This is a genomic window from Brucella pecoris (assembly GCF_006376675.1).
GTDB lineage: Bacteria > Pseudomonadota > Alphaproteobacteria > Rhizobiales > Rhizobiaceae > Brucella > Brucella pecoris.
On sequence record NZ_VEWK01000006.1, the window covers coordinates 1 to 24,710 of the forward strand.

The window sequence follows — 24,710 nt, forward strand, 5'->3', positions numbered from 1 at the left end:
GGACGCGGACAGACCATCCTGCTCGAACGCGAAAGGATCAAACGAGACACGATCAAAAAACGCCGCTTGAACCACCAAGCCAAAGCCGCTTAAATCAAACCCCAAACCGAGCCGGAAACTCCAATCTTCAAAAACACAAATAGTCTCAAATCATTCGACGACGGACAGGTCGGCTGCGGTCATCGTTTTTCTGTTCCCAAGCACCACGCCTATTATTTTGATCCGATTCGCTCTTTAATTTCCATCGAAATGGGTGGTTCGGCGATTATTGCATGCAGCTGGACTCAGGCTGTGCAGAACAGAAAGGATTATCGTTAAACCTGCGGTCTGTGGATTCTTTCTGCTAAGAAATAAAGCCCGATCATCGTTGTAAGGACAATTTTTGCCGCAAGCCAGAATGAGAGCAGGAGATAGCCGCCGCTCACCACAAAGATAGCAATACGTTTCCAAGCGGTTGGTAGCATTTCTATAAGAAGCTTTGCACTGGGTGCAATAAGTTCAGCGCCCATAAATAGGAAGACTGCGACGAAAGAAAGGGCCGTTAAGTAAGAAAACATGTGCGATAAGAACATGCGGAACGTGAGGGACATTTCTTGGTCGACGCCTCTGGTTCTTAAAACCATTTTTGGCGCCGGATTTGGCATTTCGAAATCCATCTCCTCCCGATTGAACGTCGCAACAGCAGCTAGGGCTGCGATGTAAAAACCAGGAAGGATTGCAAATACGTTCAGCATGTGCCTGCTTACGCTACCATCCCCTGTAAATTTGGGGCGAACCGGCAAGAGTTCGAAGCCGAGTGAAAGCAGGAGGCCCACAGTGAGCGGTACCCATGTCAGGAACGGCGCAAGGTCGGGGTGTTTGATCTTCCCAAATGCGAATGCTCTCCTGATCTGATACCAAATCATCTCAACCTACGTTCTCTCCGCTATGACGCGTGCTTTCATGGCGTTGGCCAGAAAAGGTGCGAGCTTTACCGAAGACTCATCCATTGGTGGTTTTATGTTTTTGACAAAATAGGACTTTATATAATTTTGCTGCTCCGGCGTTCCCGATGCGATATCATAATCTATGGCTCTGCTAACGCCTGATGGGTCCTTGAAGCGAACCTTAGCTGTGTGAAAATCGGCCTGTCGCGTGCGGAATGCATTGAGAAGCGTGGTCACACGACCTTGGCTGGGAATGGCTCTGTCAACGCGAATTTTTATAGACTTCTCACTTTCCACAAGATACTGATTTCCACCCAGATTATTGTGGGCATGGCTGTTCACAAGGGTCACGTTTTCAATAATGCCGTTTTCCATATCTTGGATCAAAGCTTGAGAGAGATGTCCCGACAACTCAATCGAGGGAACGAATGAGTGCATTTTCGCACCTCCTCCTCGAACACGGGCACCATTCGTGCCCGCATACTCGAAAACGGCACGTCTATCGGTAATCGCCTTCTTGAGCACTGCGTTCAACATCGCCTGAACTAGCCTATGGCTGAGCCCTGGAACACCTTCAAGGTGGCAGAGATAATGGTTCGGTTGGCCGCTCTGTTCCGCAAGTGAAAGAACTAAATGTGCTGCGCGGTCACCTCCCTCATCTGCCTGTTTTGCTGCTATCCTTGGGACGCCTGTATGTCGATGTGAATAAACTGCGTTTGCGGCGTTTGTGTCACAACGTCTGATTAGTATTCGGGCGATCTGACCTTGCTGATCGATATCGATGTCGCCGATCCGATAAATGACCGCCCCTTTCTCGCGTTCGTGCGAGCAATCGCCTACGTTATACATTGCTTGCCAGGCATTGATGATTTCTTGTAGCGGTGGAGGTGGCGCATTCTGGGCCCTTGCACCCACGGTTATATCGTAGGCAAATACTTGCCTCTCTGAACGTTTCAACATTAGCCCCTCATCTTTCCACGCTGCTCATAATTGTTTTATCTAACTTATATCGAAGGCGTAAAGCCAATAATTAGCGATAGAGCCGAAGGCAGTTTCAATCAACCGCGCACGAACCGAAGTTCGCTTCAAGTTTTGTACCTCTCATGTCAGAGTTTTTTTAAGCAGCATCCGAACTTCAGAATTGGTTAAATATATCGCGATAGCAGCCGCCCTCCCATCGTAGGGAACAACGAGTTCAAAGACATTGGCTGCTATGAGAATACAATCTGCTTCAACGGTTCATTTTCAACGTAAAATATCCAGTTTCTGCGATTTGCGCATTGCTCCGCTTGTTTCAGGTCCTGCCCTGGATAATATCAAACGGCACTTGGTTGGGTTGATTTGCGACAGGAAAAAGCCGCCGGCGCGCGCCAATCGTATTGACTGGCACTCGTTTGGGATTGATTGCGATATAGACACTGAACTGACGGAAAGCTTGAAGCGTGCGCTTGAGCCAGGATTAGAGGCGATTATCCGCTGGATTGGTCATGAAGGGTCGCGTAGTAGCTGTTCCGAGGACAATTTGAAGCCCAAACGATCCTTAAAAGTCGCAAAGCCTTCCCGAGCTTCGGCATCAAAAAAGCCGCAATCCCAAAAGGGGCGATCACCGGAAAAGAAGGGTAGGGTACCGTCCAAATCGGTGGAGGAATTTCCGACCCCGCTCTTCGACTGGACGGAGGATCCGGCGGATTTCCAAAGTGCGCTCAGTTATCATCTGCGCCGACATGGCGAAACATATTGGAAACTGCATCAAGCGGAGGTCAAAGGCGATGAAACTTTTGACCGCACGACTTTGATGAGTTGGCTGAATGGCAGTAAAATGCCGAGATCAGTTGAGAGCTTTGAGATATTGTCGCGTATTGAGCGACGCTATCGCCTTCGCGATGGCTATTTCAAAGCCAAGCTTCCTCATCAGGCTCGTTCCGCTTATGGTTTGAATGTCGGCGAGAATATAGGTGCTGCGGAACGGCGACGGCTTGCCTGGCATCTGCCGGATGATTTCAACAAATTGCCATTCAGCAAACGTCAAGAAATATTGGATTGGGTGCGGCGAGTTATCATTTCAGGCTCGACCGATTATCGGCGTTTTCAGGCAAGTGCAACGCGCCAGCGTTATGCAATCCGCTTTCCGGCCATATCATATGGCAATGCGCTATCGGCTCACCGGGGCGCCGAGAGCTTGAACTGGGATGATGAAATTGATCAGGTCGAAATCGAGGATCCTGATCTTCTGGCAGGGGTGGTGGATGCCCCGCCGCGGTTGTCGATGGAAATGGCAAATCTCGTTCGCTTCAAAACAGCAACATTGACCACAATGGGTTTTCAGCGCAACGGCGTTTGGGGAGAAGAAACGGCCTCGCAGAAAATCGAGCATCTCGGTTTGATGTTCGGTGCGTTGGCGGCTTCTCCCAAAGGTGAGATCAAAGGACGCGGTGTTCCGCTGAGCCAGTTGACATTCGGACTCCTTGTTTTCCCGGGCGTGTGGGACTGGTATTTGCAATGGCGCGAAAAGCGGCGTGGATTCTATACGTCCTGGGAACATGACATGTTGAGCGTTCTGCTTAGCATGACACGTCCTGAAACCGGCTGGTTGTGGCAGCATCCCGAGCTTTCCCGCAACATAAGGCCTGTCGCTGGTCTTATCACTGAAAACGAGATTGCAATGGCAAAAGAGGATTGGCACGCAGCCTGCGCAACCTGTTTCAGGCACGCTGCTCATCGTTCAAAAGAAATCCAGCGCGTCATGCGGGTCCACCGTGATCCCTTCGAACCTATTATGCCGGTGCTGGAGGCGGAAAGCCCGCTTGCTGAATATCGCAAGATCACCGAGGAAATCATCCGCCGGCTTCCTGACGAAAATCGCTATCCGGTTTCGGCGGCCGAGGCTGTCCGTTCCTTTCTCATGCTGCGTCTTGGACTTCATCTCGGCTTGCGTCAGAAAAACCTTCGGCAATTGCTCGTTTGTCCACGCGGTCACTTTCCGACCTCAGAGCGTCGGCTGGAAGACATGAAGCGGGGCGAAATCCGTTGGAGTGAACGAGATCATGGATGGGAAGTGCTTATCCCGTCCAACGCATTTAAAAACGCGAACTCATCATTTTTCGGCTCAAAGCCGTTCCGGCTGGTTCTGCCTGATTTGCAGGGTCTCTATGATTATCTCGAAGCCTATATAGGCCGGCACCGGAAAGTTCTGCTTCGACAATGCGAAGATCCTGGCACCCTGTTCGTAAAGACGGTCAAGACCACCAGCAAGGATGCCAGCTATAATCAGACAACTTTCTATGAAGCGTGGAGGCTGACAATCCAACGCTACGGGATTTATAATCCCTATACAGGACGTGGTGCTATCAAGGGGCTCCTGCCGCACGGTCCGCATAATGTCCGCGATGTTCTGGCCACTCATATTCTCAAACAGACCGGTTCTTACGAACAGGCGAGTTATGCAATTCAGGACACGCCGGAAATGGTTGCGTATCATTACGGTCGTTTTCTGCCGCAGGATAAGGCAGCGCTTGCGGCAAAAATTCTGAATCAGGTATGGGAAGCAGCATGACGCCGATAGGCATTCTCCAGCAATCTTGATAAGGGTAGCACTAAGTGCTATATATCCAATGTCAGAACGAGCTTTCAAAACGGCATGGTTCGCAAAGGCAGCGAAGAAAGCCCGAATTTCGGACAAGGCTCTTTTCCGGGCGATCGAACAGATCGCTCTGGGGCAGGCCGACGATCTGGGAGGCGGTGTGTTCAAGAAGCGGTTGAACGATAATATGTATCGTTCGATTGTTCTGGCCAAGGCAGGAGAGTTGTGGGTGTTTGCCTATCTCTTTGCAAAAAAGGATCGGGCAAACATCGATAATAGTGAACTTCTGGCGTTTAGAAAGCTTGCCGAGCTTTATCGGCGCAAGACGCCGGAAGATATCGACGCCGAAATAGAAAGCGGTGTTTTGTTGGAGATTGACAATGGCGACTAAGCGCAAATTCAAGAGCGACGCATTCGAAGCGATCCATAGCGCTGTCGAAGGCATGTATAAGACGGGCACTATCGACAAGGCGACCATGAAGACCTTCGATGAAACCTGTCTGGTTGTACCTCAGGAACTGACCCCGCCGGAAATCAAGGCGTTACGCGAGAAAAACCATGTCAGCCAGCCGGTCTTCGCGCGCTATTTGAATACGAGCGAATCCACGGTTCAAAAATGGGAAACCGGCGCGAAGCGGCCGAGTGGACCCGCGCTCAAGCTCCTTTCTATCGTGCAGAAACACGGCATCGAGTTGCTGTCGTAAGCTGGGGCGCCAAGCTCACTTGCAGCCAGCGTGATAGTTTGCGCTGGTGATCTTCACCCCAACGCCTCTGCCAATCTCTCAGAAATTCTTGTCGCTGCCTGTTTGATGGGATCGGCGGCAAGATGGGCATAGCGGGCTGTGGTCTGAACCTGACTGTGACCGAGAAGCTTGCCAATCATCGGCAGGCCTTCGCCGACGAGAAGGCCGCCTGATGCAAATGTGTGCCGTAAGTCATGAATGCGGACGTCTTCCAGTTCGGCTGCCTTGCGAATGCGCCTCCATGGCTTCTGCATGTCGTTGAGATGGTGTCCGTCTATGTGACCGACGATGACATAGGGATTGTCCTTCACTCGCGGCAGCTTCTCCAGAATGGCAACGGCTGCCTTGCCAAGATGAACCTTCTTTGCACCCGTCTTGCTATCAGGAAGCCGAAGCTCGTGTTCTTCCAGATAGACATATTCCCATTTCAGCTTCTGGATTTCCGATGATCGGCAGCCTGTCAGCAGAAGAAGCCGGAAGGCGGCAACTGCATGGACGGTCAACTCTCCATCCTTCTCCAGTGCCGTCATTGCGTCGCCCAGCCTTTTCAGTTCCCGTGCTGACAAAAACCGCTCGCGCTTGTGTTCGGGATATCGTCTGATGTCTTCACAGGGATTGGTATGGCGCTCCCGTATGCCCCATATTTCCGCAAGGCTCATCATTTTCGATAGGACACCAAGTGTCCTGTTTGCCTGATAGGGGATATGAGACTGGGAACCATGAAGTTCCGCCACATCGGCAGGCGTCACGGTTCGGGCACGCTGCTTTCCAAAAAACGGATTGATGAACAGTTCGACCGAACGCTTGTATTCACTTTGCGTGGTGGGTTTACAGCGAACGGCAACATGTTCCTTCATAAAGCGTGCGCCAAGTTCCACGACGGTAATCGACTGTCGCTCCCTGTCACGGTCGGCAGCAGGATCGCCATCGGCACCCCGGACATTGCCGAGCAGTCTGGTTGCCTCCTTACGGGCGAGATCAGCGGTAATCGGTCCGAACATGCCAAGCATGACGCGGCGCGATCTGCCATTCCTTCTATACTGCACGAGGAAGAAGCGTCTGCCGCTTGGCATGACACGAACACCGAAGCCGGGAAGTTCGCTGTCGAAGGCGATATAATCCTTTTCCCTGACAGCAAGCTGTTCGATACTGCGCTTGGTAAGTTTTACCGCCATGGCATCCATCCTTCCATCCAACCCAGGTCATCATCCAGCGTCTTTCTCCGGCTTTCAGATTGTGCTTTCGTGGAAGCATAGTGGAAGCGTCAGGAAGAAAGTCGTGGCGTGGCCAGTCGTGAAAAAGGATGGGATGACGACAAAAGAATATCAATAGAAAACCGAGGCTTATCGAACAGTAGAGTGCAAACAGAAAGCCAATCGAAGGATCGGAAAAACTGTCAAAATATCACTCATAACCTGAAGGCCGCAGGTTCAAATCCTGCCCCCGCAACCAAATCAACCCGCCTGAAGGCGGGTTTTTTTTGGACAAAAGCCAAAACATCCGCAAAAGACAGCGCGAAGGCTGACTTTCGTCCTCCGCCTCAGACGCTGAAGAGGAGGAATGAATCCGTTAAAGTAACACCTTGGAAGCTGATCGAGCGGATAAGCGTTTATCTGTAAAAATCCATATTTTCTAAGGCTGACGCGTTAAAATTACGGGCGTAATGATGGCCGCTATAGACCGCAGCAGCAATGATTGACGGCGCGTAACAGTCACCGATTGCCGTAACAGATTTGATACCCGCGTCTTGCCATTCATCCCTGCGGGCTTCTAACGTCGCTGACAACATATTGTTCGGATAGCGGCTGGTTACTGGTACCAACGTACCACATGGGATTTCGGTTTCCTTGCCGGAATAAACGCACTCAACCGCCAGACTGTCAGATGTCTGCTTTGCGAGCTTATGCAATGGAATTATCTTGACGCCTTGCTCTATCAATCGCGTCTGAATTTTGGACTGTTCGAGCGTGTGCTCCGTCCAGGGAGCCACGATTGGGGCCGGCGTTACAAGTGTCGTGTCAATGCCATGACTGATGGCGAGTTCGGCCAGAACAGAGCCGAGATAATAGCGATCGTCATCGAATATCACCATCGGTCCGGGGAACTCGTCCAGTGACGCCTTGTTTCTCAGAATGGTATCGACGCTGAGGGTTCGTCCTTCCAGTGTTTCCAGAGTTTTCCTGTGAGAGCGGCCGACTGCGTCCGTTCGCCAACAAGCGCCGGTAGCCAGCACCACGTGTGGAATTCCGTAAGCCAGGATCTCATCGGTATCCAGATGACTGTCGAGATACATCTCCACATTATTCGCGCGCTGCAATTGCGTCATGCGCCAGTCTCGAACACGCGCCCAGCTTGCCAGGCCGGGAAGGGCTGCTTCCTCCGTCACGCGTCCACCCCAATAGGTATGCTTTTCGGCTACGATGACTTCTGCACCGCGCTCCGCCATGGCGCGGGCCGCTTCAAGGCCAGCCGGCCCCCCGCCGACCACCAGAACTTTCTCGGCAGTTTGCAGCCTGCTGATCTTCTCCGGGTGCCACCCCTTGCGCGCTTCTTCGCCGATCGTTGGGTTCTGCGTGCATCGTAGCGGCGCAACAATGTTGTCGCTGGCAGTGCATATATTGCAGCCGATACATTCGCGAATGTTATCGACACGGCCGCTCCGGATTTTTTCCGGCAAAAATGGATCGGCGATTGAAGGGCGAGCGGCACCGATAATATCCAGAACGCCCAACCGGATTGCCTGTACCATGGTGTCCGGTGAAGTGTAACGCCCAACACCTACAACGGGTTTGCTGGTGAGTGATTTTACAAACGAGATATAAGGCTCCTGAAAGCCTTCCTGCGAAAAGCGGGATGTCTGGCTGTCGTTGGACCAGCCGGACAAGTTGACATCCCAGAGATCAGGTTCTTCGGCGAGCGCTGCAATTACGTCTCGTCCTTCGCCGTTGTGCTGGATGCCCTGGTCCCCGAGAAACTCTTCGACTGCAAAGCGCACGGCAATCGCGCACTTGTCACCGACGGCGTCGCGTGTATCTGCCAGTACCTCGCGAAACAAGCGCAGGCGGTTTTCGAACGACCCGCCATATTCGTCCGTGCGGCTATTGTAACGCTTCAGTAGAAAATGCTGCAGCAGGGTCATATCGTGCCCTGCATAAACATAGATAATATCGAAACCAGCTCGTTTAGCGCGAAGCGCGGCATCGCGATGCCATTTGCGAAACCGGGTAATATCGGCCTTGTCCATGGCTCTTGCCTGAACCGGATCTTCCACATCGACTATCATGTCCATAGGGCCGAGAGGCGGTAGTCTGGTCAAGCGGTTGGAGACGTGGATGCCGTTATGCACAAGCTGTATTGCGGCGAGGCTTCCATGCTGGTGAACGGCATCGGTCAGTTTTTGAAGACGGTCGGCATCTTTGTCATCCCATATGCGACCTTGATTGGAAGGGGTGATATCCGACGTGGGATGGATTTCCGTTTCCTGTGTGGAAACCACGCCCCAGCCGCCTTCGGCTTTCATCTCACGCAACCGCAGATCATGTTCAGGATAGCGGTGTCCCATGCCGCTGCAGTGCGGGACCTGATAGAAGCGGTTCTTTGTCGTGACGGGGCCAATCTTGATTGGCTCGAACAGAATTTCGTGGCGCTTGTCCATGGTCGCTCTGCTTATAGCTTAAAGGAATGTCACCCCGTTTCGGGGTGACAGAACGAAAATTGGATTTTCTGCTGCTCTCAACGCGCGAGAGAACGTTTGAAGCGAGCTTCGAGTTTAGCCTGACCGTATTCCAGCACGATGGACAGAGCCCAGTAGATCATCGATGCGGTGATGAGCATTTCGATGTGCCGGAACTCGGTTTGGCCTTGGGTGCGGGCAAGATACATGAGCTCCCATACGCCGATGACGGAGACAAGTGACGAGTCTTTGAGCATCGCGATAAACTGGTTGCCAGTCGGTGGGATGATAATGCGCATGGCCTGAGGAAGAATGACAAGCCACATCGTTTGGGAAGGCCCCAGACCCAGTGCAGCCGCACCCTCTTGCTGCCCGCGCGAGATGCTTTCAATTCCTGCGCGAAAGATCTCCGTCATATAGGCACCGTAACACAGGGATAGCGCCAGGATACCAGCGGGGATAGGTCCGATGACGTAGCCTACCTGGGGCAGCCCAAGATAGATAATATAGATCTGCATCAACAGCGGCAGGCCGCGGAAGAGCGAGGTGTAGAAGGTCGCCAAGCCGTAGATAAGGCCGTTCTTTGAAAGTTTGGCCACTGCGCCGATCAGTGCCAGAATGGTTGCGAAAAAAATCGAGGCTGCGGAAATATAAAGCGTCGTGACGACACCCTGACTGATCAGAAACCCAATCTTTCGGGCTATAAACTCAAATGAGAGATCGAATGAATAGAAGAAGATCATCAGCAGCAGGAACAGTTCCAGCCATATTGCTATGATCTGTGCCCAGCGAGGAAAAAGTCGCAGAAAGCTCCAATTGGCGAAGATGATAAGACTAAGCAGAATGGCGGAGAGCAATGTCGATTTGGTGAAGCCTGCCTTCGCGACTTTCGGATCGATGCCCAACCAGTTTGTGATGCCGGAAAACCGGACATTCAGGAAACAGAAGAATGCCGTCAGGATAACAAAAAACGCTACCTGAACGGTACGTTTAGCGGCCTCCGGCCTTGTTAGAAAAAACCTCCCAAGCATGTTCTCTCCCTGTTAGCTTGCCTTTCGCTCCGCAAGCCAATCCTGCATCTGCAATTTCCAATAGGTTAGTTGAGCGGCTGCAAGGCCAGCAGCGCCTCCAGCCCAGACAAGTCCGAATTTTTCGAAGAGTTTATAACGGTCACTTTGTCCGCAAATAGCTTCGGCGACGACCTTGCCGCCGATGGCAGTCGTGTTAAGCCCGTGGCCACCAAAAGCCGTGCAGTACCAGGTGGAATGATCGATTTGACCGATCTGGGGCATCAGATGTCTGGCGTAGGACATCAGGCCCGACCAGGCCAGTTCTGTCTTCAGTGAAGCTAGCTGGGGATATGTTCCGACCATTTCGTTGCGCAACTCGCGCACTACGCCTGGTGTATCGGCAGCTCTCGTCGTGATGCGCCCGCCCCATAAAAGTCTCCGACCGTCATCGATCACGCGGTAATAGTCACCGGCCCGACGGTTATCACCAATCGCGGATGTGGTGCGGATCGCCGATGCAATCAGTTCAGGTGCCTCTTCGCTGACCATCACATAAGTTGCGATCGGTAAATATGCGCGCTTGATCTGTCCGACCAGACCGTCAGTGTAACCACCTGTGGTGATCAGCACAGCGCCTGCTTTGACTTGTCCATGGGCCGTTTTTATAAGCTTGCCATCGCTGTGGTCGAACACTTGGACGACACGGCTATGTTCGAATATCTGTCCGTCAAGCCGCTCTATCTCGCGACCGAGTGCCCGCAAATAGTTCAACGGATGGATGTGAAAGGCGTTGGGGTCGCGGACCGACTGGAAGTAGCGCTTGGAATTCAGGATGTTGCGCGTTTCTGTTGTCGTATGAAACTCGATCTTGTAGCCATAGTCGCGATAGAGCTGATCGGCATAGTGTTTCAGGCTGTCACCATCGTCATATCGGCGAACGCTCATAATGCCGGGAGAAAGTTGGGCTTCCCCGATCTTTAGCGTGTCTATGTTCTGCCGAACGAACTCGACGCCCTCAATCGACATTTCATGAAGCGTTCTGGCGACAGTATCTCCGGTGCGGGCAGCAATGGCGTCGCCACCCGTTGCAAAACCGGGGCTGACAAACCCGCCATTGCGTCCAGATGCGCCGAAACCAATGCTTTCGGCTTCCAGAACAACAACTTTCTTGCCCGCCTGCGACATCTGCAACGCGGCCGATAATCCAGCCAGCCCGCCGCCAATCACTACGACATCTGCTGTCAATTCGCGTTCAAGCGTCGGGCGTACGAAGTCGTCCGCCTTGGTATGACTGTAATATGTGACGGGATAAGTCATCGTAACACCAGAAAAAGCATATCGTATGAGCCATCGGAGCGATGGCTCATTTCGATACTGACGTAAGAATAATATTAGTCGGCGCTGTAGTCCTTGCCGTACCACTTCGAGGTGAGGCTTGCCAAAGTACCGTCAGACTTCATCTGCTTGATGATTTCGCCGATCTTGGCTGTCCATTCTGGATCATTCTTTTCGGCGATTACAACGAGCGGCTCACGGAAAGCATACTCGCCCTCAATGATCTTCACGGGATATCCATTTTTGATGGCGTTCTGTGCCGTCTGCTCCGGAGCGATGATTGCGTCGACACGAACACCGTCCCCCAGTCTCAGATCGTCGAATGGCAACATGGAATCCGCATAGGTGCGGATTTCGCCTGGTTCGAGCTTGTACTCAATAGGGGGGAGGCCAGGTGCGTCGATTTCTAGCTGCCGACGAGCAAAATCTTCCGAGGTGGTTGCGGTCTCGACACCGATGACTTTGCCCTTAAGATCAGCGACAGATTTTGCTTCGCTGTCCTTATGAACGACATAGACATAGGGGCTGTAGTAGTAGACACCAGCAAAATCGATTACGTTGGCGCGCGCTTTGGTGGGGGTAACTGATCCGACGCCGACGTCATAACGTCCCTGCCAACGCCCACCTGTCAATGTTGCCCAGTCAGGCGTTTCGAAGGACACTGCGACCCCAAGGCGCTTGCCGATCTCATTGGCCACGTCGACGTCGAAGCCTACCAGTTTATTGGAGTCATCTAGAAAGCTTTGAGGTGGCCAGCCTGGATTGGTAGCCACAACCACGGCCTTTTTTTCCATGACGCGATCCAGCGTCTCTCCCGCATGAGCAGAGAACCCGGTAGCCAGAATGGCGCCTGCGATACCCATTATTGTTATGATTTTTTTCATTTTATCGAACCCCTCCTCTGGTTTGATGCAGGAGCATTGCATAAACGCGGAAGTGACGGCTAGGCTGGCCGAAGGGGCATGTCATGAAATTAACGCATGATGGTATGCTATTCGAGCAGAATGTGGGTTGAAGTCTGCTTGAGTTCGGGGCTCTTCGCATGAGGCCCCGATGTGACGAACCAAGCCGTCTGATTGTCGGTGTAGCAACTATTGATTGCGTACTGCCATCGCCGTGACTTCGACCCGCATATCCGGAGTCGCGAGCCCGGCAACGCCCACGGCGCAACGAACAGGAAATGGCTTTTTGAAAAAGCGCAGGTAAACTTCGTTGAAAGCAGGGCGTTCATTGATGTCCGTCAGGTATATTGTCAGGTGAATGACATTCGCCAGACTGCTGCCGGCCTTTTCGAGCGATGTTTTGAGGCTGTTCAGCGTGCATTCGCTTTGGGCCGTTATGTCACCGGTTTCCATGGAGCCATCTGGCCGGACGGGCACATGGGTGGTTACCAGAAAATTGCCAATGCCTGCGACATCGGAAGAAATCTCGCTTTCGTCCGTATCCTCTAGAAAATAGGGGGCTGCGTTGTTTGTCATGGTCATTCTCCAAGGGGTAAGAGCACATCGAGAAAAGTGCGAAGCGGTTTTCGAATAAGTTGCGCGTAAAGACAAGCAGACAGTGCATTGCAATGATGCAAACTGAACGCGAAATGCTTTTGGCCGTACGTCAGAAGCATCTGAAGCGAATGTACATGCCAAGCTTTGCGACTGACTGACTCAAGTGAGATAGCAACAATGTGTATTCGGGCGGCGGTTAAGGTATTGCGATGGTGGTCGAGCAGGTCTAAAAAACGGGTCGGAAGCGCCAAGTCTTCCCTCAACGACGACCAACTCTGGTCTGAAAGCCATCCATGACAGAAAAACATTCTCATCGCGGGCTTGTTGTCGCCGCGATTATGGCAAGCATGGCCATGATCGCCGTCGAGGCAACGATTGTGTCGACCGCAATGCCGCAGATCGCAGCGCAACTGGGCCAGCTCAATCTGTATTCCTGGGTTTTCTCGTCATTCCTGTTGACCCAGACCGCGACGACCGTCGTGTTTGGCAAACTTGCAGATATCTATGGTCGCAAGCCGGTTCTTATTTTTGGTATCGTTCTGTTCCTTGCCGCTTCAGTACTTGCTGGTTTCGCTTGGTCGATGCCTTCGATGATTGTTTTTCGGCTATTGCAAGGTATCGGGGCAGGGGCGATCCAACCTGCTGCCATGACCGTGGTAGCGGACCTTTTTCCGGGAGCTCAGCGCAGCAAGGTTCAAGGATATCTTGCCAGCGTGTGGGCATTATCAGCCGTTGTCGGTCCGTTGCTTGGCAGTCTGATAATTCACAATTTGAGCTGGGCGTGGGTGTTCTGGATCAATGTGCCGGTCGGTATTCTGGCGGCGTCGGGCTTTCTTCTCTTCCTACATGAAGAGAAGCGGTCCAAGCCGGTATCAGTAGATGTGTTTGGCGCAGCACTTTTCGCCGTCTCCATATCCTCGTTAATGATAGCGCTTACCCTGATGGAGAGTGGGATTTCGCCAGAAGGAATTGTAGCAGCGGTTCTCTTCGGTCTTTCGCTGATCGCCTTCATCTGGCAGGAGCGTCGCGCGAAGGAGCCTATGGTTGCGCCAGACCTCTGGCTGAAGCGCCCGATCGCATTTTCCAATCTGGCGGTTTTTCTGGCCAGCATGTCGATCATGGGGCTGACGACATTCCTGCCGATGTATGTGCAGACGGTTCTTGATCGTTCCCCGGTGGTAGCAGGCTTTGCCTTGACCATGCTGCTGCTGGGCTGGCCGTGCGGAGCAACGATTGCTTCGCGGCAGTTTACACGTTTCGGACTGCGTCCGATCATGATTGCTGGAAGCATTTGCATTCCGCTTGGAACGGTTCTGCTTGTCATGCTTACCCCGTCTAGTTCAGCTACGCAGGCCGGAGCCGGTTCGCTGATCATGGGATTTGGTATGGGGCTACTCAACATCGGGGCGCTGATCCTCACCCAGGATAGCGTAAGCTGGTCGGAACGCGGGAGTGCTACGGCATCGAATGTCTTCTCGCGCAATTTGGGTAGCACACTCGGAGCTGCTGTTCTCGGAGCTATACTGACCTACAGCCTCGCGAACGCCAATCACGGTGAAGCGATTACATCAGAACAACTTCGCGACCTTCTGAATGGTGCGGAGATGTTAGTTGACAGGCAAGAGCTTCGGTTGGTGCTTCAATATGCGCTGCACTCGACGTTTGTGGCGATGCTGCTTATTGCTGTGTTGATCGTGCCTGTCTGTCTCTGTGTCCCAGGGGTTAAAAAGGCTTATGAAGAAAAAGTGGTAACGTGAGCGCTCTCGGTTATCCGCAAGCCAAGGGCTCAGCCGATGATCGATCTCAAGTCGGCTGAGCTCGCGACCCTGCGATAACCGTTTGGCGAACTCTGGCTCTTTGTTGAGGAGTAAATGCCTGAAAAGCAAAAATCCCGGACGAAGCCGGGATTTTGTTGCCTATCTGATCGGAAAACTGGAGCGGGCGAAGGGATTCGAACCCTCGACCCCAACCTTGGCAAGGTTGTGCTCTACCCCTGAGCTACACCCGCTCGCGCCAGTCGTTTCCGTCAGGCAGGCGCTATATGAACTAACGCTCCGTAGATTGCAACAGGGAAATTACAGGAAAATGTCATTTCGGCGAAATTCGCTGCTGAGCATGCGTTAATCGTATGGAAACATTGTATTTTTCGAGATGACGATCCATGTTTCCGCCTTTGATTTCTTGTCGTAACAAGAGAAATACGCCCGCAGCAACAATGGAATCAGGCGGCATCGGTACGATTCAGGCCGTTGCGTTCAGTATGAACAATCCAATTTGCTTCGCACGGTTTCTAAGCCTGCAACCATGGTCTATAAGCGCTGTTGCATGTCGTAAAACGTGAGGAGCGCGGTGACGTGCGCTATATATTTGATGCTGAACAAAATGGGGTGGAATCATGCCTTTGTCGCCGAACGAGCTTCACGGTTATCTTGAAAAACTTGGTATAGAAGCGAAAACGGTCGAACATCCTCCATTGTTCACGGTCGCGGATTCCCAAAATCTGCGGGGTGAAATTCCCGGCGGACATACGAAGAATCTCTTCCTGAAGGACAAGAAAGACAATTTCTTTCTGGTTACAGTCGAGGAGGATGCCGTAGTTGACCTGAAATCGATTCATCAAGTGATAGGCGCGGCAAGCCGTGTTTCATTTGGCAAGCCGGAAAAGCTGATGGAATATCTTGGCGTGATCCCCGGCTCCGTCACAGTGTTTGGCGTAGTCAACGATACCGCGCATAATGTGCAGGTCGTTCTGGATGCAGATTTGATGAAATATGATGTCATCAACGGGCATCCATTGACCAATGAAGCTACGACTTCGATCAAACGTGAAGACCTCGTCGCCTTTCTGAAGTCCACCGGACACGAACCGCGTGTTCTCGCCGTTTCCGAGGGTGCGAAGGCGGATGCTTCGGTATAAACTGATTTTCAAACAGGCGACTTTTTCACGCACAGCAATTGGCGATTGATGTGGGACGCGGGAGCGCTAGATTACTGCGCAAATTGCTAGATCGTTCGTCTTGAAATCGACTGTCGAAGATACGAATTGAAAGATCGACATCGGCTTGTATGCGGACTGTCGCATCGGGCGGAAAATACGAAGGAATTCCTTATGACCAGCCAGAACAATCCTTATGCCGGTGCAGGCGGCCAGATGACGGCGAATGTCTCTTTCGGTTCGACACCAGCGGCTGCTGGAGGAACGGATCTCGTCAAGGACACCACGACGGCAAGTTTTCAGGCGGATGTTATCACCGAATCCCGCAATCAGCCGGTGCTGGTGGATTTCTGGGCGCCGTGGTGCGGACCTTGCAAGCAGTTGACCCCGATCATTGAAAAGGCGGTCCGCGACGCTGCCGGTGCTGTCAAGCTGGTCAAGATGAATATCGACGATCATCCGGCCATTGCTGGTCAGCTTGGGATTCAGTCCATTCCGGCTGTCATCGCTTTCGTCAATGGTCAGCCGGTTGATGGTTTCATGGGCGCTGTACCGGAATCGAAAGTGAAGGAATTCATCGCCAAGATCGGTGGGCCGAGCGATGCGGAAGCGGCACTTTCCGAAGCCATCACTGCTGCGAATGAGTTGGTTGAAGCCGGTGATTTCGTGCAGGCATCGGAGATTTTCTCGTCCATCCTTCAAGCCGTTCCGGATAATGTCGATGCGGTGGTCGGTCTGGCGACCTGTCTTCTTGAATCCGGTGATGCAGAAAAGGCGCGAGAAATTCTGGCTCAGCTACCGGCTGAACAGCAAAGCGCGCCTGCTGTTCGGGCGCTGGAAGCACGTCTTGCGCTGGCTGATCAGGTCAAGCTCATCGGCGATCCGGTTGAACTTGAAAAGCGCATACAGGCTGATCCGAAGGATTATCAGGCCCGCTTCGACCTCGCGCAGGTGCGTAATGCGCAGGGCCGGCGTGAAGATGCAGCCAATGAACTGCTTTTCATCATGAAGGCCGACCGCGAGTGGAACGACGACGGCGCGCGCAAACAATTGCTCCAGTTTTTCGAAGCATGGGGCAATGCCGATCCGGCAACGCTGGGTGCGCGGCGCAAGCTGTCGTCGCTTTTGTTTTCCTGATCGCGAGCGGTCAGGGGCGTGGCGGGCAAGTTGTGTATTGCGCGCCATGCGGATTCCAACTGTTAGGGCACATTTTCCGTGAGTCCTAAAGGGAGGTCGCAATGCAGGTGGGCAATGCCCGTTACAGAACGGGCGCTGATATACCCGAGACCGTGCCGGTTTTTCCGTTGAAAGGGGCGCTGCTTCTGCCCGGCGGTCAGCTTCCGCTCAATATTTTCGAGCCCCGTTATCTGGCGATGATCGAGAATGCTTTGGCGGGCAAGCGCATAATCGGCATGATCCAGCCGAAAATCGATGGTGATGACGACGACACGGTGGACGAACTGGATGAAAGCCTTCGCCCCCAGCTAAGCAACGTCGGTTGTCTTGGTCGCATCACGACTTTTGCCGAAACTGGCGATGGTCGCTTGCTGATTACCCTGCAGGGCATCTGCCGGTTTCGCGTGCGGGAAGAAGTCAATTGCCGTCAGCCTTATCGGCAATGCCGGATCATGCCATTTCTGGCCGATCTGGAGGAAGCGCGGGATTCGTCGGAAATAGACCGGGATGCTTTGCTGGGTGCTTTCCGCGACTATCTGGAAGCGCACAATCTGGAAGCGGATTGGGACAGTATTGCGCGGGCAAACAATGAAACCCTCGTCAACGCGCTCTCCATCATGTCGCCCTTCGGTCCGGCTGAAAAGCAGGCCCTTCTGGAAGCCCCGGATTTGAAGACGCGCGCTGCAACTTTGATCGCCATTACCGAAATGGTGTTGGCCAGAGTAAGGGACGACGATTTCGGATCGCGGCTGCAATAAATTTCGGGAATCAAGACAATGGATGACAAGACGGAAACCGGCAATATCGATGTGCGCCTGCTGGAGCTTCTCGTATGCCCGCTTACAAAGGGGCCGTTGGAATATGATGCGGAACATGCCGAACTGATCTCGCGCAAGGCGAAGCTTGCCTATCCAATCCGGGGCGGAATACCTATCATGCTGCCGTCTGAAGCGCGCAGTTTGACAGAGTAAACGCAGGTCGATTTGCAGATGATGGAACGCCTGAAGCACTGAAGAGTATACGCTCTATCGGCTGTTATATAATTTCTGCATAAGCCTCTATCTTTTTCATAAGTTTCAGCCCTGCGCATTATTGCTTGTCGGACAACGGGGCTCTATAACCCTCGCGGAACATGAAAAAGGCAGTAACGGGCGGCGTCACGCCGCTCGCTGCTGTCGTGAATTTGAACGCAATATTCTCGGGAAACGGGCCTCCGTTTTCTGGAATATGCGGTAAAAAACAGAGGCTTGGCATTATGGCATCCAGAAAACTCCTTCTCCTGCCCGGCGACGGCATCGGTCCAGAGGCGATGGCGGAAGTCCGCAAGATTATCGCTTTCCTCAACTCAGGCCTTAATCTCGGCTTTGAAACCGAGGAAGGCTTGGTTGGCGGCTGCGCTTACGACGCGCACGGTCAGGCGATTTCGGATGCCGATATGGAGAAGGCGCTGGCTGCCGATGCCACGCTGTTCGGCGCTGTCGGCGGTCCGAAGTGGGACAGTGTGCCTTATGAAGTGCGCCCGGAAGCCGGTCTTCTGCGTCTGCGCAAGGATATGCAGCTTTATGCAAACCTTCGCCCAGCCATCTGCTATCCGGCACTGGCCCATTCTTCGTCGCTGAAGCCTGAAGTGATCGAAGGGCTGGATATCCTCATCCTGCGTGAATTGACCGGCGGTGTTTACTTCGGTGAGCCGAAGGAAATCATCGATCTCGGCAATGGCCAGAAGCGCGGTATCGATACACAGGTCTACGACACCTACGAAATCGAGCGCATCACCGATGTCGCCTTCGAGCTGGCGCGTACGCGCCGCAACAAGGTTACGTCGATGGAGAAGCGTAATGTGATGAAGTCAGGTGTCCTGTGGAATCAGGTCGTCACCGCGCGTCACAAGGAAAAGCACGCTGATGTTGAGCTGGAACATATGCTGGCCGATGCTGGCGGTATGCAGCTCGTGCGCTGGCCGAAGCAGTTCGACGTTATCGTGACGGACAATCTGTTCGGTGACATGCTGTCGGACGTCGCTGCGATGCTGACAGGCTCGCTCGGCATGCTGCCGTCAGCTTCGCTCGGTGCGGTTGACTCTAAGACCGGCAAGCGCAAGGCACTTTATGAGCCGGTCCATGGTTCTGCACCGGACATCGCAGGCAAGGGCGTCGCAAATCCGATTGCGATGATCGCCTCGCTTGCCATGTGCCTGCGTTATTCCTTCAACCTCGTCGATGAAGCGGATCGTCTGGAAGCCGCGATTGCGCAGGTTCTTGATGACGGTCTGCGCACGGCCGACATCTGGTCGGAAGGCACAACCAAGATCGGCACCGTCGAAATGGGCGATGCCATCCTCGACAAGTTCTCGAAACTTTCTGCTGAGTAAGCGAGATACCACCGTTTGATGAAAGCCCGTCATGCAGTCAGCATGACGGGCTTTTTCTTTTTTGAATAGACGCCCGATTTGAGGCTGTAAATTCATGCTTCGCTGCATAAGAATAGCGGCATGTTGTTCACACTCCCAGATCAAAACAAACTCTACGATGCACTTGTCGCCCGCGATGCCGCTTATGAGGGCAGGGCTTATGTCGGCGTTACCTCGACCGGAATTTTCTGCCGCCTGACGTGTCCGGCGCGGAAACCGAAACAGGAAAACTGTCGCTTTTTTGCATCGGTTGCAGAATGCATGGCCGACGGATTTCGGCCCTGCAAGAGATGTCATCCACTACAGCCCGCTGCCGAGGCGGAACCTTCCGTCAAGAAGCTTCTCGATGCGCTCGAGGCTGATCCCGAACGCCGCTGGAGTGAGGATGATGTTGTCCGGATGGGGCTTGATTTGTCGACGGTCCGTCGCAGTTTCCGTCGTCATTTCGGAATGACATTTCTGGAAATGGCACGACAGGAGCGCTTGCGGCACGGGTTTCAGGCGCTTGCCGATGGCGGGCGCGTGATCGATGCGCAGATCGATGCCGGTTTTGAATCTCCCGAAGCTTTTCGTGCCGCCTTTGCGCGCATTCTCGGGCTTCCACCCGCAAAATTACGCGGTGATGGCCTGTTGCGTGCCGATTGGATCAAATCGCCGCTCGGTACCATGATCGCGATCTGTGATGCGCGAAGCCTGCATCTTCTTGAGTTTGTCGACCGCAAGGCGCTGCCAGCAGAGTTGAAGAAGCTTTATGCCACTTGTCACGGGAATTTGGGGATTGGCCGTTTCGATACGCATGATCTCGTCGAACGACAGCTTGCAGCCTTTTTCAACGGTCGCTTGCCGGCATTCGATTTGCCGCTGGTGCTGCATGGCAGTGCTTTTACGCAGCATGTCTGGCGTGAGCTTCAGAACATCAGGGCAGGGGAGACACGCAGCTACAGTGAACTTGCTCAGGCCATGGAAAAGCCGCTCGCCGTGCGTGCTGTCGCGCGGGCCAATGGTGCGAACCAGATTGCGATCATCATTCCCTGTCATCGCGTGATCGGCGCGGACGGGGCATTGACTGGCTATGGTGGTGGCCTGTGGCGCAAGCAGAAACTGATCGAAATCGAAGCGCAGTATCGGCGATAGAGTGCCAGACGAATACAAAAACGCCGCCCATCGGGCGGCGTTCTGTGTTGTTCAGTTGACAATGATCAGTCGAGCTTATGCAGGTCGACGCCTTTGGTTTCCTTGACGAAAATCATGCCGATCACGAAGGTGATGGAGGCGATGATGATCGGGTACCAGAGGCCGTAATAGATGTCGCCCTTGGCAGCGCTGAGTGCGAACACACCAGCCGGAAGCAGACCGCCGAACCAGCCGTTACCGATGTGATATGGCAGCGACATGCCGGTGTAGCGGATGCGGGTCGGGAACATCTCGACAAGGATCGCGGCGATTGGGCCGTACACCATCGTCACGTAGATGACGAGGATGGTCAGGATGGCGATCGTCAGGAACCAGTTCACCTGTGCAGGGTCGGCAACCATCTTGAATGCGCCAGCATTCGGGATGGTATAGACGGCCTGATCGGTGCTGACGCCAAGGCCGTCGGCTTCGGTCTGGGTCAGAAGCTTCTGCTTTACCAGATCGGCAGCCGGAACCATGGCCTTGTCTCCGCCGCGGATAGCTTCGGCATTGAGCTGAAGTTCCGGATTGGCGGCGACAAAGGCATCCAGCTTGCTATCCGGCACTTTCGCCGGGTCGCGAACGAGCGGGAAGCCGGCCTTCTGCAAGGCCAGGTTCATATCGTGAGATAATGCCGACTGCTTGGCCGCAGCGTCTGTTCCAGCCTGAACCGCGTCGTAAGACGTGATCGTGCTGTCGCCGAGTGTGATGGTTGCAGGGGTGCCAGCCGCTGCCGTCTGCACGACTTCATAAGGCACCGAGCTCTTGGCGAGGAAGCTTGTCGCGACATCGCAAGACGTGGTGAACTTGGACGTGCCGGTGGCGTTGAACTGGAAGTTACAATCGCCTGGCGCAGCCGTAACGGTCGCCTTGATGGTCTGTTCAGCCTGAGCCAAGGCCGGGTTTGCAGCGCCGGTCAGGGCTTTGAACAGTGGGAAGTAAGTCACGGCAGCGAGCAGCAGACCCGCCATGATGATCGGCTTGCGACCGATCTTGTCCGACAGCCAGCCGAAGAAGACGAAGCCGCTCGTACCGATCAGGAGCGCAATAGCCACCATGATATTTGCCGACTGGTTTTCGACCTTCAGAACGTTCTGGAGGAAGAACAGTGCGTAAAACTGACCACAATACCAAACTACGGCCTGACCGGCAGTGAGACCGAAGAGTGCGATAAGGGCAATCTTGGCATTCTTCCATTGGCCGAATGCTTCGGTAAGCGGAGCCTTGGAGGTCTTGCCTTCTTCCTTCATGCGCTTGAATGCAGGTGACTCGCTCATCTGCATGCGAATCCAGACGGAGATGCCGAGCAGGACGATGGAGACGAGGAATGGAATGCGCCAGCCCCACGCAGCGAAAGCTTCCTTGCTCATGATGCTCTGGATGCCGAGGATGATCAGCAGCGACAGGAACAGACCGAGCGTTGCGGTGGTCTGGATCCATGACGTGAAGAAACCACGACGATTATTCGGAGCGTGTTCCGCAACATAGGTTGCGGCACCACCATATTCACCGCCGAGCGCGAGGCCCTGCAGCATGCGCAGGGCGATCAGGATGATCGGGGCGAAAATGCCGAGCGTGGCCGAGCCGGGCAGGATACCCACCAGGAACGTGGATGCGCCCATGATGACGATGGTAACAAGGAATGTGTATTTACGACCGACGAGATCGCCGATACGTCCGAAGACGAGCGCGCCGAACGGACGCACAAGAAAGCCTGCCGCAAAGGCGAGCAGAACGAAAATGTTTCGGGTTGCTTCCGGATATTCATTGAAGAAGGCTGCGCCGATGAAGGCTGCAAGCGTTCCGTAAAGATAGAAGTCGTACCATTCGAAGACGGTACCAAGCGATGACGCAAAGATCACCTTGCGCTCTTCGCTCGTCATTTTCTGCGTGCCGACATCGGCACTTGACGAGACTGCCATTAATCTGTCCTCCCAAACAGAGCCCCTGACGGGCAAATGTAAGGCGATCCTTCTTCACCGGGTAAATGAAGTTCGCCTGATGCACCGGGACCAGTTCCTCTCAACTGTCCGGGCGCTCTCCTCACACTTGCATGATGAACCGAAAAAGGGGATTCGTGCAGTAGTCTTTAGTATGAGACAGAACTGACGGATTGAAATACTAGGGAAAAATAATAAAGCGCATCCCGAAAAGTGTGAAATGGCTTTCAGGCTGCGCGTAACAATAAACAGATAGCGCGTCTCGATCTGATTCAATCAGATCGAGACGCGCTCTAAAGAGCCAAAAAATGCGCTCCTTGAGGGGTTGGAGAATTGACTCCATCTATAAATCGCGTAAAAGCAGTGACGAACGAAGGAGAACCCGCGTGGATCGCGTCAACGTAGCGTCAGTTTCGCTTGGAACTGCCGGCATTTTTGCCGGGGCAGCGCGCATGCCTTCGATTTCCAAAACACTCACGGCCATCACTAAAACGACCACGAAAACGGTCTGATTCCCTTGGCCTGCTCGCCCTCTCCCCGGGTCTGGCCCGGGGGCCGAAGTCCCGCGTGGCCTGCGGGGTTCCGAATCTGGAAGCGGAGAGGGACAGGAGACGAAAAATGGGTTTCAAGGTTGCAGTTGTCGGCGCCACCGGAAATGTCGGGCGCGAAATGCTCAATATCCTCGAGGAGCGCGGCTTTCCGGCTGATGAAGTTGTCGCGCTTGCATCGCGCCGCAGCCAGGGCACGGAAGTTTCTTATGGCGACCGGACGCTGAAAGTTAAGCCGCTCGACCAGTATGATTTCTCCGATACCGACATTTGCCTCATGTCCGCGGGTGGAAACATTTCCAAGGAATGGTCGCCAAAGATCGGTGCGCAGGGTTGTGTTGTTATCGATAATTCTTCCGCGTGGCGCTATGATATGGACGTGCCGCTTATCGTTCCAGAAGTGAACCCTGACGCCATCGAAGGCTTCCGCAAGAAGAACATCATTGCAAACCCGAACTGCTCGACTGCGCAGCTTGTGGTGGCTTTGAAGCCTCTGCACGATGCGGCCAAGATCAAGCGCGTTGTTGTCTCGACCTACCAGTCTGTTTCGGGCGCTGGCAAGGAAGGTATGGACGAGCTGTTCCAGCAGTCGCGTGCGGTTTTCGTGGCAGATCCTGTCACGGCTCAGAAGTTCACCAAGCGTATCGCCTTCAACGTGATTCCGCATATCGATGTTTTCATGGAAGACGGCTACACCAAGGAAGAATGGAAGATGGTGGCCGAAACCAAGAAGATGCTTGATCCAAAGATCAAGCTCACGGCAACTGCTGTTCGCGTTCCTGTCTTCATTGGTCACTCGGAAGCCGTCAATATCGAGTTTGAAAACCCGATTTCGGCTGAAGAAGCGCGTGAAATTCTGCGCGAAGCACCGGGCTGTCAGGTTGTCGACAAGCACGAAGATGGCGGTTACATCACGCCTTATGAGTCCGCTGGTGAAGACGCGACCTACATCAGCCGTATTCGCGAAGACATCACGGTTGAAAACGGTCTGGCACTGTGGGTTGTTTCCGACAATCTGCGCAAGGGCGCTGCTCTCAACACGATTCAGATCGCTGAATTGCTGGTCGCACGCGGCCTGATCAAGCCGAAAGCACTTGCCGCCTGATCTGTTGTATTCAATGACGATAATGAAAAGCGCCGGGAGACCGGCGCTTTTTTGTTAGAGCGCGTTTCGATCTGATTGAATCAGATCGGCGCTCTAACCTCTTTTATTTGAAGCATAATCTTATCGATCCTCGTTTCACTCCGGTCGGATCATGCTCTAGCGGGAAATGCTCCCTGCAAGATTGCCGCGTATATCGAGCAATCGGGCGCGTAAATCTTGCAACTCATCAAGAGGCTGCCCAAGCGCGCAGAAAACCTGTTCGGGGATGCTGTCGGCTTCCTTGCGCAAGGTCTGGCCTTCTTCGGTCAGTGTGATGCGAACCTGCCGCTCATCCTGCGGGTCGCGCCGACGCGCAATGCGCCCTGCAGCCTCCAGGCGTTTCAACAATGGGGTCAGGGTCCCTGAATCCAGATTGAGTTTTGCGCCGATCTCCGAAACGGTTCGGTCGTCCTGTTCCCAAAGAACGATCATCACCAGAAATTGCGGATAGGTCAGATCAAGCTTGCTGAGGATTGGTTGGTAGGCACGTGTCAGCGCATTCGCGGTCGAATAGATCGCAAAGCAGACCATGTTGGAAAGGCCGAGATTGGAATCCTGATCGTCGCGCTTCATCATGATAACTCCTTAGAGAACATATACATCATGCGCAATTTGATT

22 protein-coding genes and 1 tRNA gene are annotated in these 24,710 nt (G+C 53.6%); 12 read left to right on the forward strand and 11 right to left on the reverse strand.

Going from position 1 to position 24,710, the window contains the following annotated elements:
• Window positions 1-314: 314 nt before the first annotated feature.
• Both FIB18_RS12455 and FIB18_RS12460 read right to left on the reverse strand, forming a co-directional pair.
• Window positions 315-905: a hypothetical protein gene (locus FIB18_RS12455; protein ID WP_140021024.1), complete on the reverse strand. Its 591-nt coding sequence runs from the start codon at window positions 903-905 to the stop codon at window positions 315-317.
• Between the two features lie 6 nt (window positions 906-911).
• The gene (locus FIB18_RS12460) at window positions 912-1,886 is read right to left on the reverse strand and encodes a hypothetical protein (protein WP_140021025.1); all 975 of its coding nucleotides are present in this window, start codon (window positions 1,884-1,886) and stop codon (window positions 912-914) included.
• 253 nt (window positions 1,887-2,139) lie between these two features.
• Here FIB18_RS12460 and FIB18_RS12465 point away from each other — a divergent pair, with 253 nt between their 5' ends.
• From FIB18_RS12465 to FIB18_RS12475, 3 genes are read left to right on the forward strand one after another with little or no spacing between them, the layout of a single operon-like run.
• A complete protein-coding gene (locus tag FIB18_RS12465) occupies window positions 2,140-4,479 on the forward strand; it encodes a hypothetical protein (protein WP_140021026.1) in 2,340 nt (779 codons plus the stop codon).
• A 58-nt stretch (window positions 4,480-4,537) separates the two neighbouring features.
• Window positions 4,538-4,897 carry a type II toxin-antitoxin system RelE/ParE family toxin gene (locus FIB18_RS12470; RefSeq protein ID WP_140021027.1) on the forward strand — a complete coding sequence of 120 codons (360 nt, stop codon included), beginning with the start codon at window positions 4,538-4,540 and terminating at the stop codon, window positions 4,895-4,897.
• The gene (locus tag FIB18_RS12475) at window positions 4,887-5,210 is read left to right on the forward strand and encodes a helix-turn-helix domain-containing protein (protein WP_113533231.1); all 324 of its coding nucleotides are present in this window, start codon (window positions 4,887-4,889) and stop codon (window positions 5,208-5,210) included. Before FIB18_RS12470 ends, FIB18_RS12475 begins: the two co-directional genes overlap by 11 nt.
• 53 nt (window positions 5,211-5,263) lie before the next feature.
• On the opposite strand, the gene FIB18_RS12480 is transcribed toward FIB18_RS12475, so the two are convergent.
• Complete coding sequence (locus FIB18_RS12480) at window positions 5,264-6,424, reverse strand: tyrosine-type recombinase/integrase (protein WP_140021028.1); 1,161 nt, start codon at window positions 6,422-6,424, stop codon at window positions 5,264-5,266.
• Between the two features lie 108 nt (window positions 6,425-6,532).
• Between FIB18_RS12480 and FIB18_RS12485 the strand changes: the two genes are divergently transcribed.
• Complete coding sequence (locus tag FIB18_RS12485) at window positions 6,533-6,868, forward strand: hypothetical protein (protein WP_140021029.1); 336 nt, start codon at window positions 6,533-6,535, stop codon at window positions 6,866-6,868.
• Here the strand turns inward: FIB18_RS12485 and FIB18_RS12490 are convergent.
• The 5 genes from FIB18_RS12490 to FIB18_RS12510 all read right to left on the reverse strand — a co-directional run bounded on the left by FIB18_RS12490 (window position 6,859) and on the right by FIB18_RS12510 (window position 12,745).
• The gene (locus FIB18_RS12490; protein ID WP_140021030.1) at window positions 6,859-8,904 is read right to left on the reverse strand and encodes an oxidoreductase; all 2,046 of its coding nucleotides are present in this window, start codon (window positions 8,902-8,904) and stop codon (window positions 6,859-6,861) included. The genes FIB18_RS12485 and FIB18_RS12490 overlap by 10 nt on opposite strands.
• Window positions 8,905-8,981: 77 nt before the next feature.
• Window positions 8,982-9,953 (reverse strand): amino acid ABC transporter permease, encoded by a 972-nt coding sequence (locus FIB18_RS12495; protein ID WP_140021031.1) that lies wholly within the window; start codon window positions 9,951-9,953, stop codon window positions 8,982-8,984.
• A gap of 12 nt (window positions 9,954-9,965) precedes the next feature.
• Window positions 9,966-11,249 carry an NAD(P)/FAD-dependent oxidoreductase gene (locus tag FIB18_RS12500; protein WP_140021032.1) on the reverse strand — a complete coding sequence of 428 codons (1,284 nt, stop codon included), beginning with the start codon at window positions 11,247-11,249 and terminating at the stop codon, window positions 9,966-9,968.
• A gap of 74 nt (window positions 11,250-11,323) precedes the next feature.
• A complete protein-coding gene (locus FIB18_RS12505; RefSeq protein ID WP_140021033.1) occupies window positions 11,324-12,151 on the reverse strand; it encodes a transporter substrate-binding domain-containing protein in 828 nt (275 codons plus the stop codon).
• 207 nt (window positions 12,152-12,358) lie between these two features.
• Window positions 12,359-12,745: a RidA family protein gene (locus FIB18_RS12510; RefSeq protein ID WP_140021034.1), complete on the reverse strand. Its 387-nt coding sequence runs from the start codon at window positions 12,743-12,745 to the stop codon at window positions 12,359-12,361.
• 314 nt (window positions 12,746-13,059) lie between these two features.
• Here FIB18_RS12510 and FIB18_RS12515 point away from each other — a divergent pair, with 314 nt between their 5' ends.
• Window positions 13,060-14,523 carry an MDR family MFS transporter gene (locus FIB18_RS12515; RefSeq protein WP_140021035.1) on the forward strand — a complete coding sequence of 488 codons (1,464 nt, stop codon included), beginning with the start codon at window positions 13,060-13,062 and terminating at the stop codon, window positions 14,521-14,523.
• Window positions 14,524-14,699: 176 nt separating this feature from the next.
• On the opposite strand, the gene FIB18_RS12520 is transcribed toward FIB18_RS12515, so the two are convergent.
• Window positions 14,700-14,774: transfer RNA gene (locus tag FIB18_RS12520), tRNA-Gly, on the reverse strand.
• A 387-nt stretch (window positions 14,775-15,161) separates the two neighbouring features.
• Between FIB18_RS12520 and FIB18_RS12525 the strand changes: the two genes are divergently transcribed.
• From FIB18_RS12525 to FIB18_RS12555, 6 genes are all read left to right on the forward strand, one after another.
• Window positions 15,162-15,683, forward strand: coding sequence for a prolyl-tRNA synthetase associated domain-containing protein (locus FIB18_RS12525; RefSeq protein WP_140021036.1), 522 nt, complete (start codon window positions 15,162-15,164; stop codon window positions 15,681-15,683).
• Between the two features lie 192 nt (window positions 15,684-15,875).
• Complete coding sequence (trxA, locus tag FIB18_RS12530; RefSeq protein WP_140021037.1) at window positions 15,876-16,838, forward strand: thioredoxin; 963 nt, start codon at window positions 15,876-15,878, stop codon at window positions 16,836-16,838.
• A gap of 101 nt (window positions 16,839-16,939) precedes the next feature.
• Window positions 16,940-17,635, forward strand: coding sequence for an LON peptidase substrate-binding domain-containing protein (locus tag FIB18_RS12535; RefSeq protein WP_140021038.1), 696 nt, complete (start codon window positions 16,940-16,942; stop codon window positions 17,633-17,635).
• A gap of 18 nt (window positions 17,636-17,653) precedes the next feature.
• On the forward strand, window positions 17,654-17,848 hold the full coding sequence (locus FIB18_RS12540) for a Trm112 family protein (RefSeq protein WP_140021039.1): 195 nt from the start codon (window positions 17,654-17,656) through the stop codon (window positions 17,846-17,848).
• Between the two features lie 284 nt (window positions 17,849-18,132).
• Window positions 18,133-19,248 carry a 3-isopropylmalate dehydrogenase gene (leuB, locus tag FIB18_RS12550; RefSeq protein WP_140021041.1) on the forward strand — a complete coding sequence of 372 codons (1,116 nt, stop codon included), beginning with the start codon at window positions 18,133-18,135 and terminating at the stop codon, window positions 19,246-19,248.
• A gap of 120 nt (window positions 19,249-19,368) precedes the next feature.
• On the forward strand, window positions 19,369-20,421 hold the full coding sequence (locus tag FIB18_RS12555; protein ID WP_140021042.1) for a bifunctional transcriptional activator/DNA repair enzyme AdaA: 1,053 nt from the start codon (window positions 19,369-19,371) through the stop codon (window positions 20,419-20,421).
• A gap of 65 nt (window positions 20,422-20,486) precedes the next feature.
• On the opposite strand, the gene FIB18_RS12560 is transcribed toward FIB18_RS12555, so the two are convergent.
• Window positions 20,487-22,382 carry an MFS transporter gene (locus FIB18_RS12560; RefSeq protein WP_140021043.1) on the reverse strand — a complete coding sequence of 632 codons (1,896 nt, stop codon included), beginning with the start codon at window positions 22,380-22,382 and terminating at the stop codon, window positions 20,487-20,489.
• A 636-nt stretch (window positions 22,383-23,018) separates the two neighbouring features.
• Here FIB18_RS12560 and FIB18_RS12570 point away from each other — a divergent pair.
• Window positions 23,019-24,053, forward strand: a complete 1,035-nt coding sequence (locus FIB18_RS12570; RefSeq protein WP_140021045.1) for an aspartate-semialdehyde dehydrogenase — start codon at window positions 23,019-23,021, stop codon at window positions 24,051-24,053.
• A 156-nt stretch (window positions 24,054-24,209) separates the two neighbouring features.
• On the opposite strand, the gene FIB18_RS12575 is transcribed toward FIB18_RS12570, so the two are convergent.
• Window positions 24,210-24,665, reverse strand: coding sequence for a MarR family winged helix-turn-helix transcriptional regulator (locus tag FIB18_RS12575; protein WP_140021235.1), 456 nt, complete (start codon window positions 24,663-24,665; stop codon window positions 24,210-24,212).
• Window positions 24,666-24,710 lie beyond the last annotated feature (45 nt).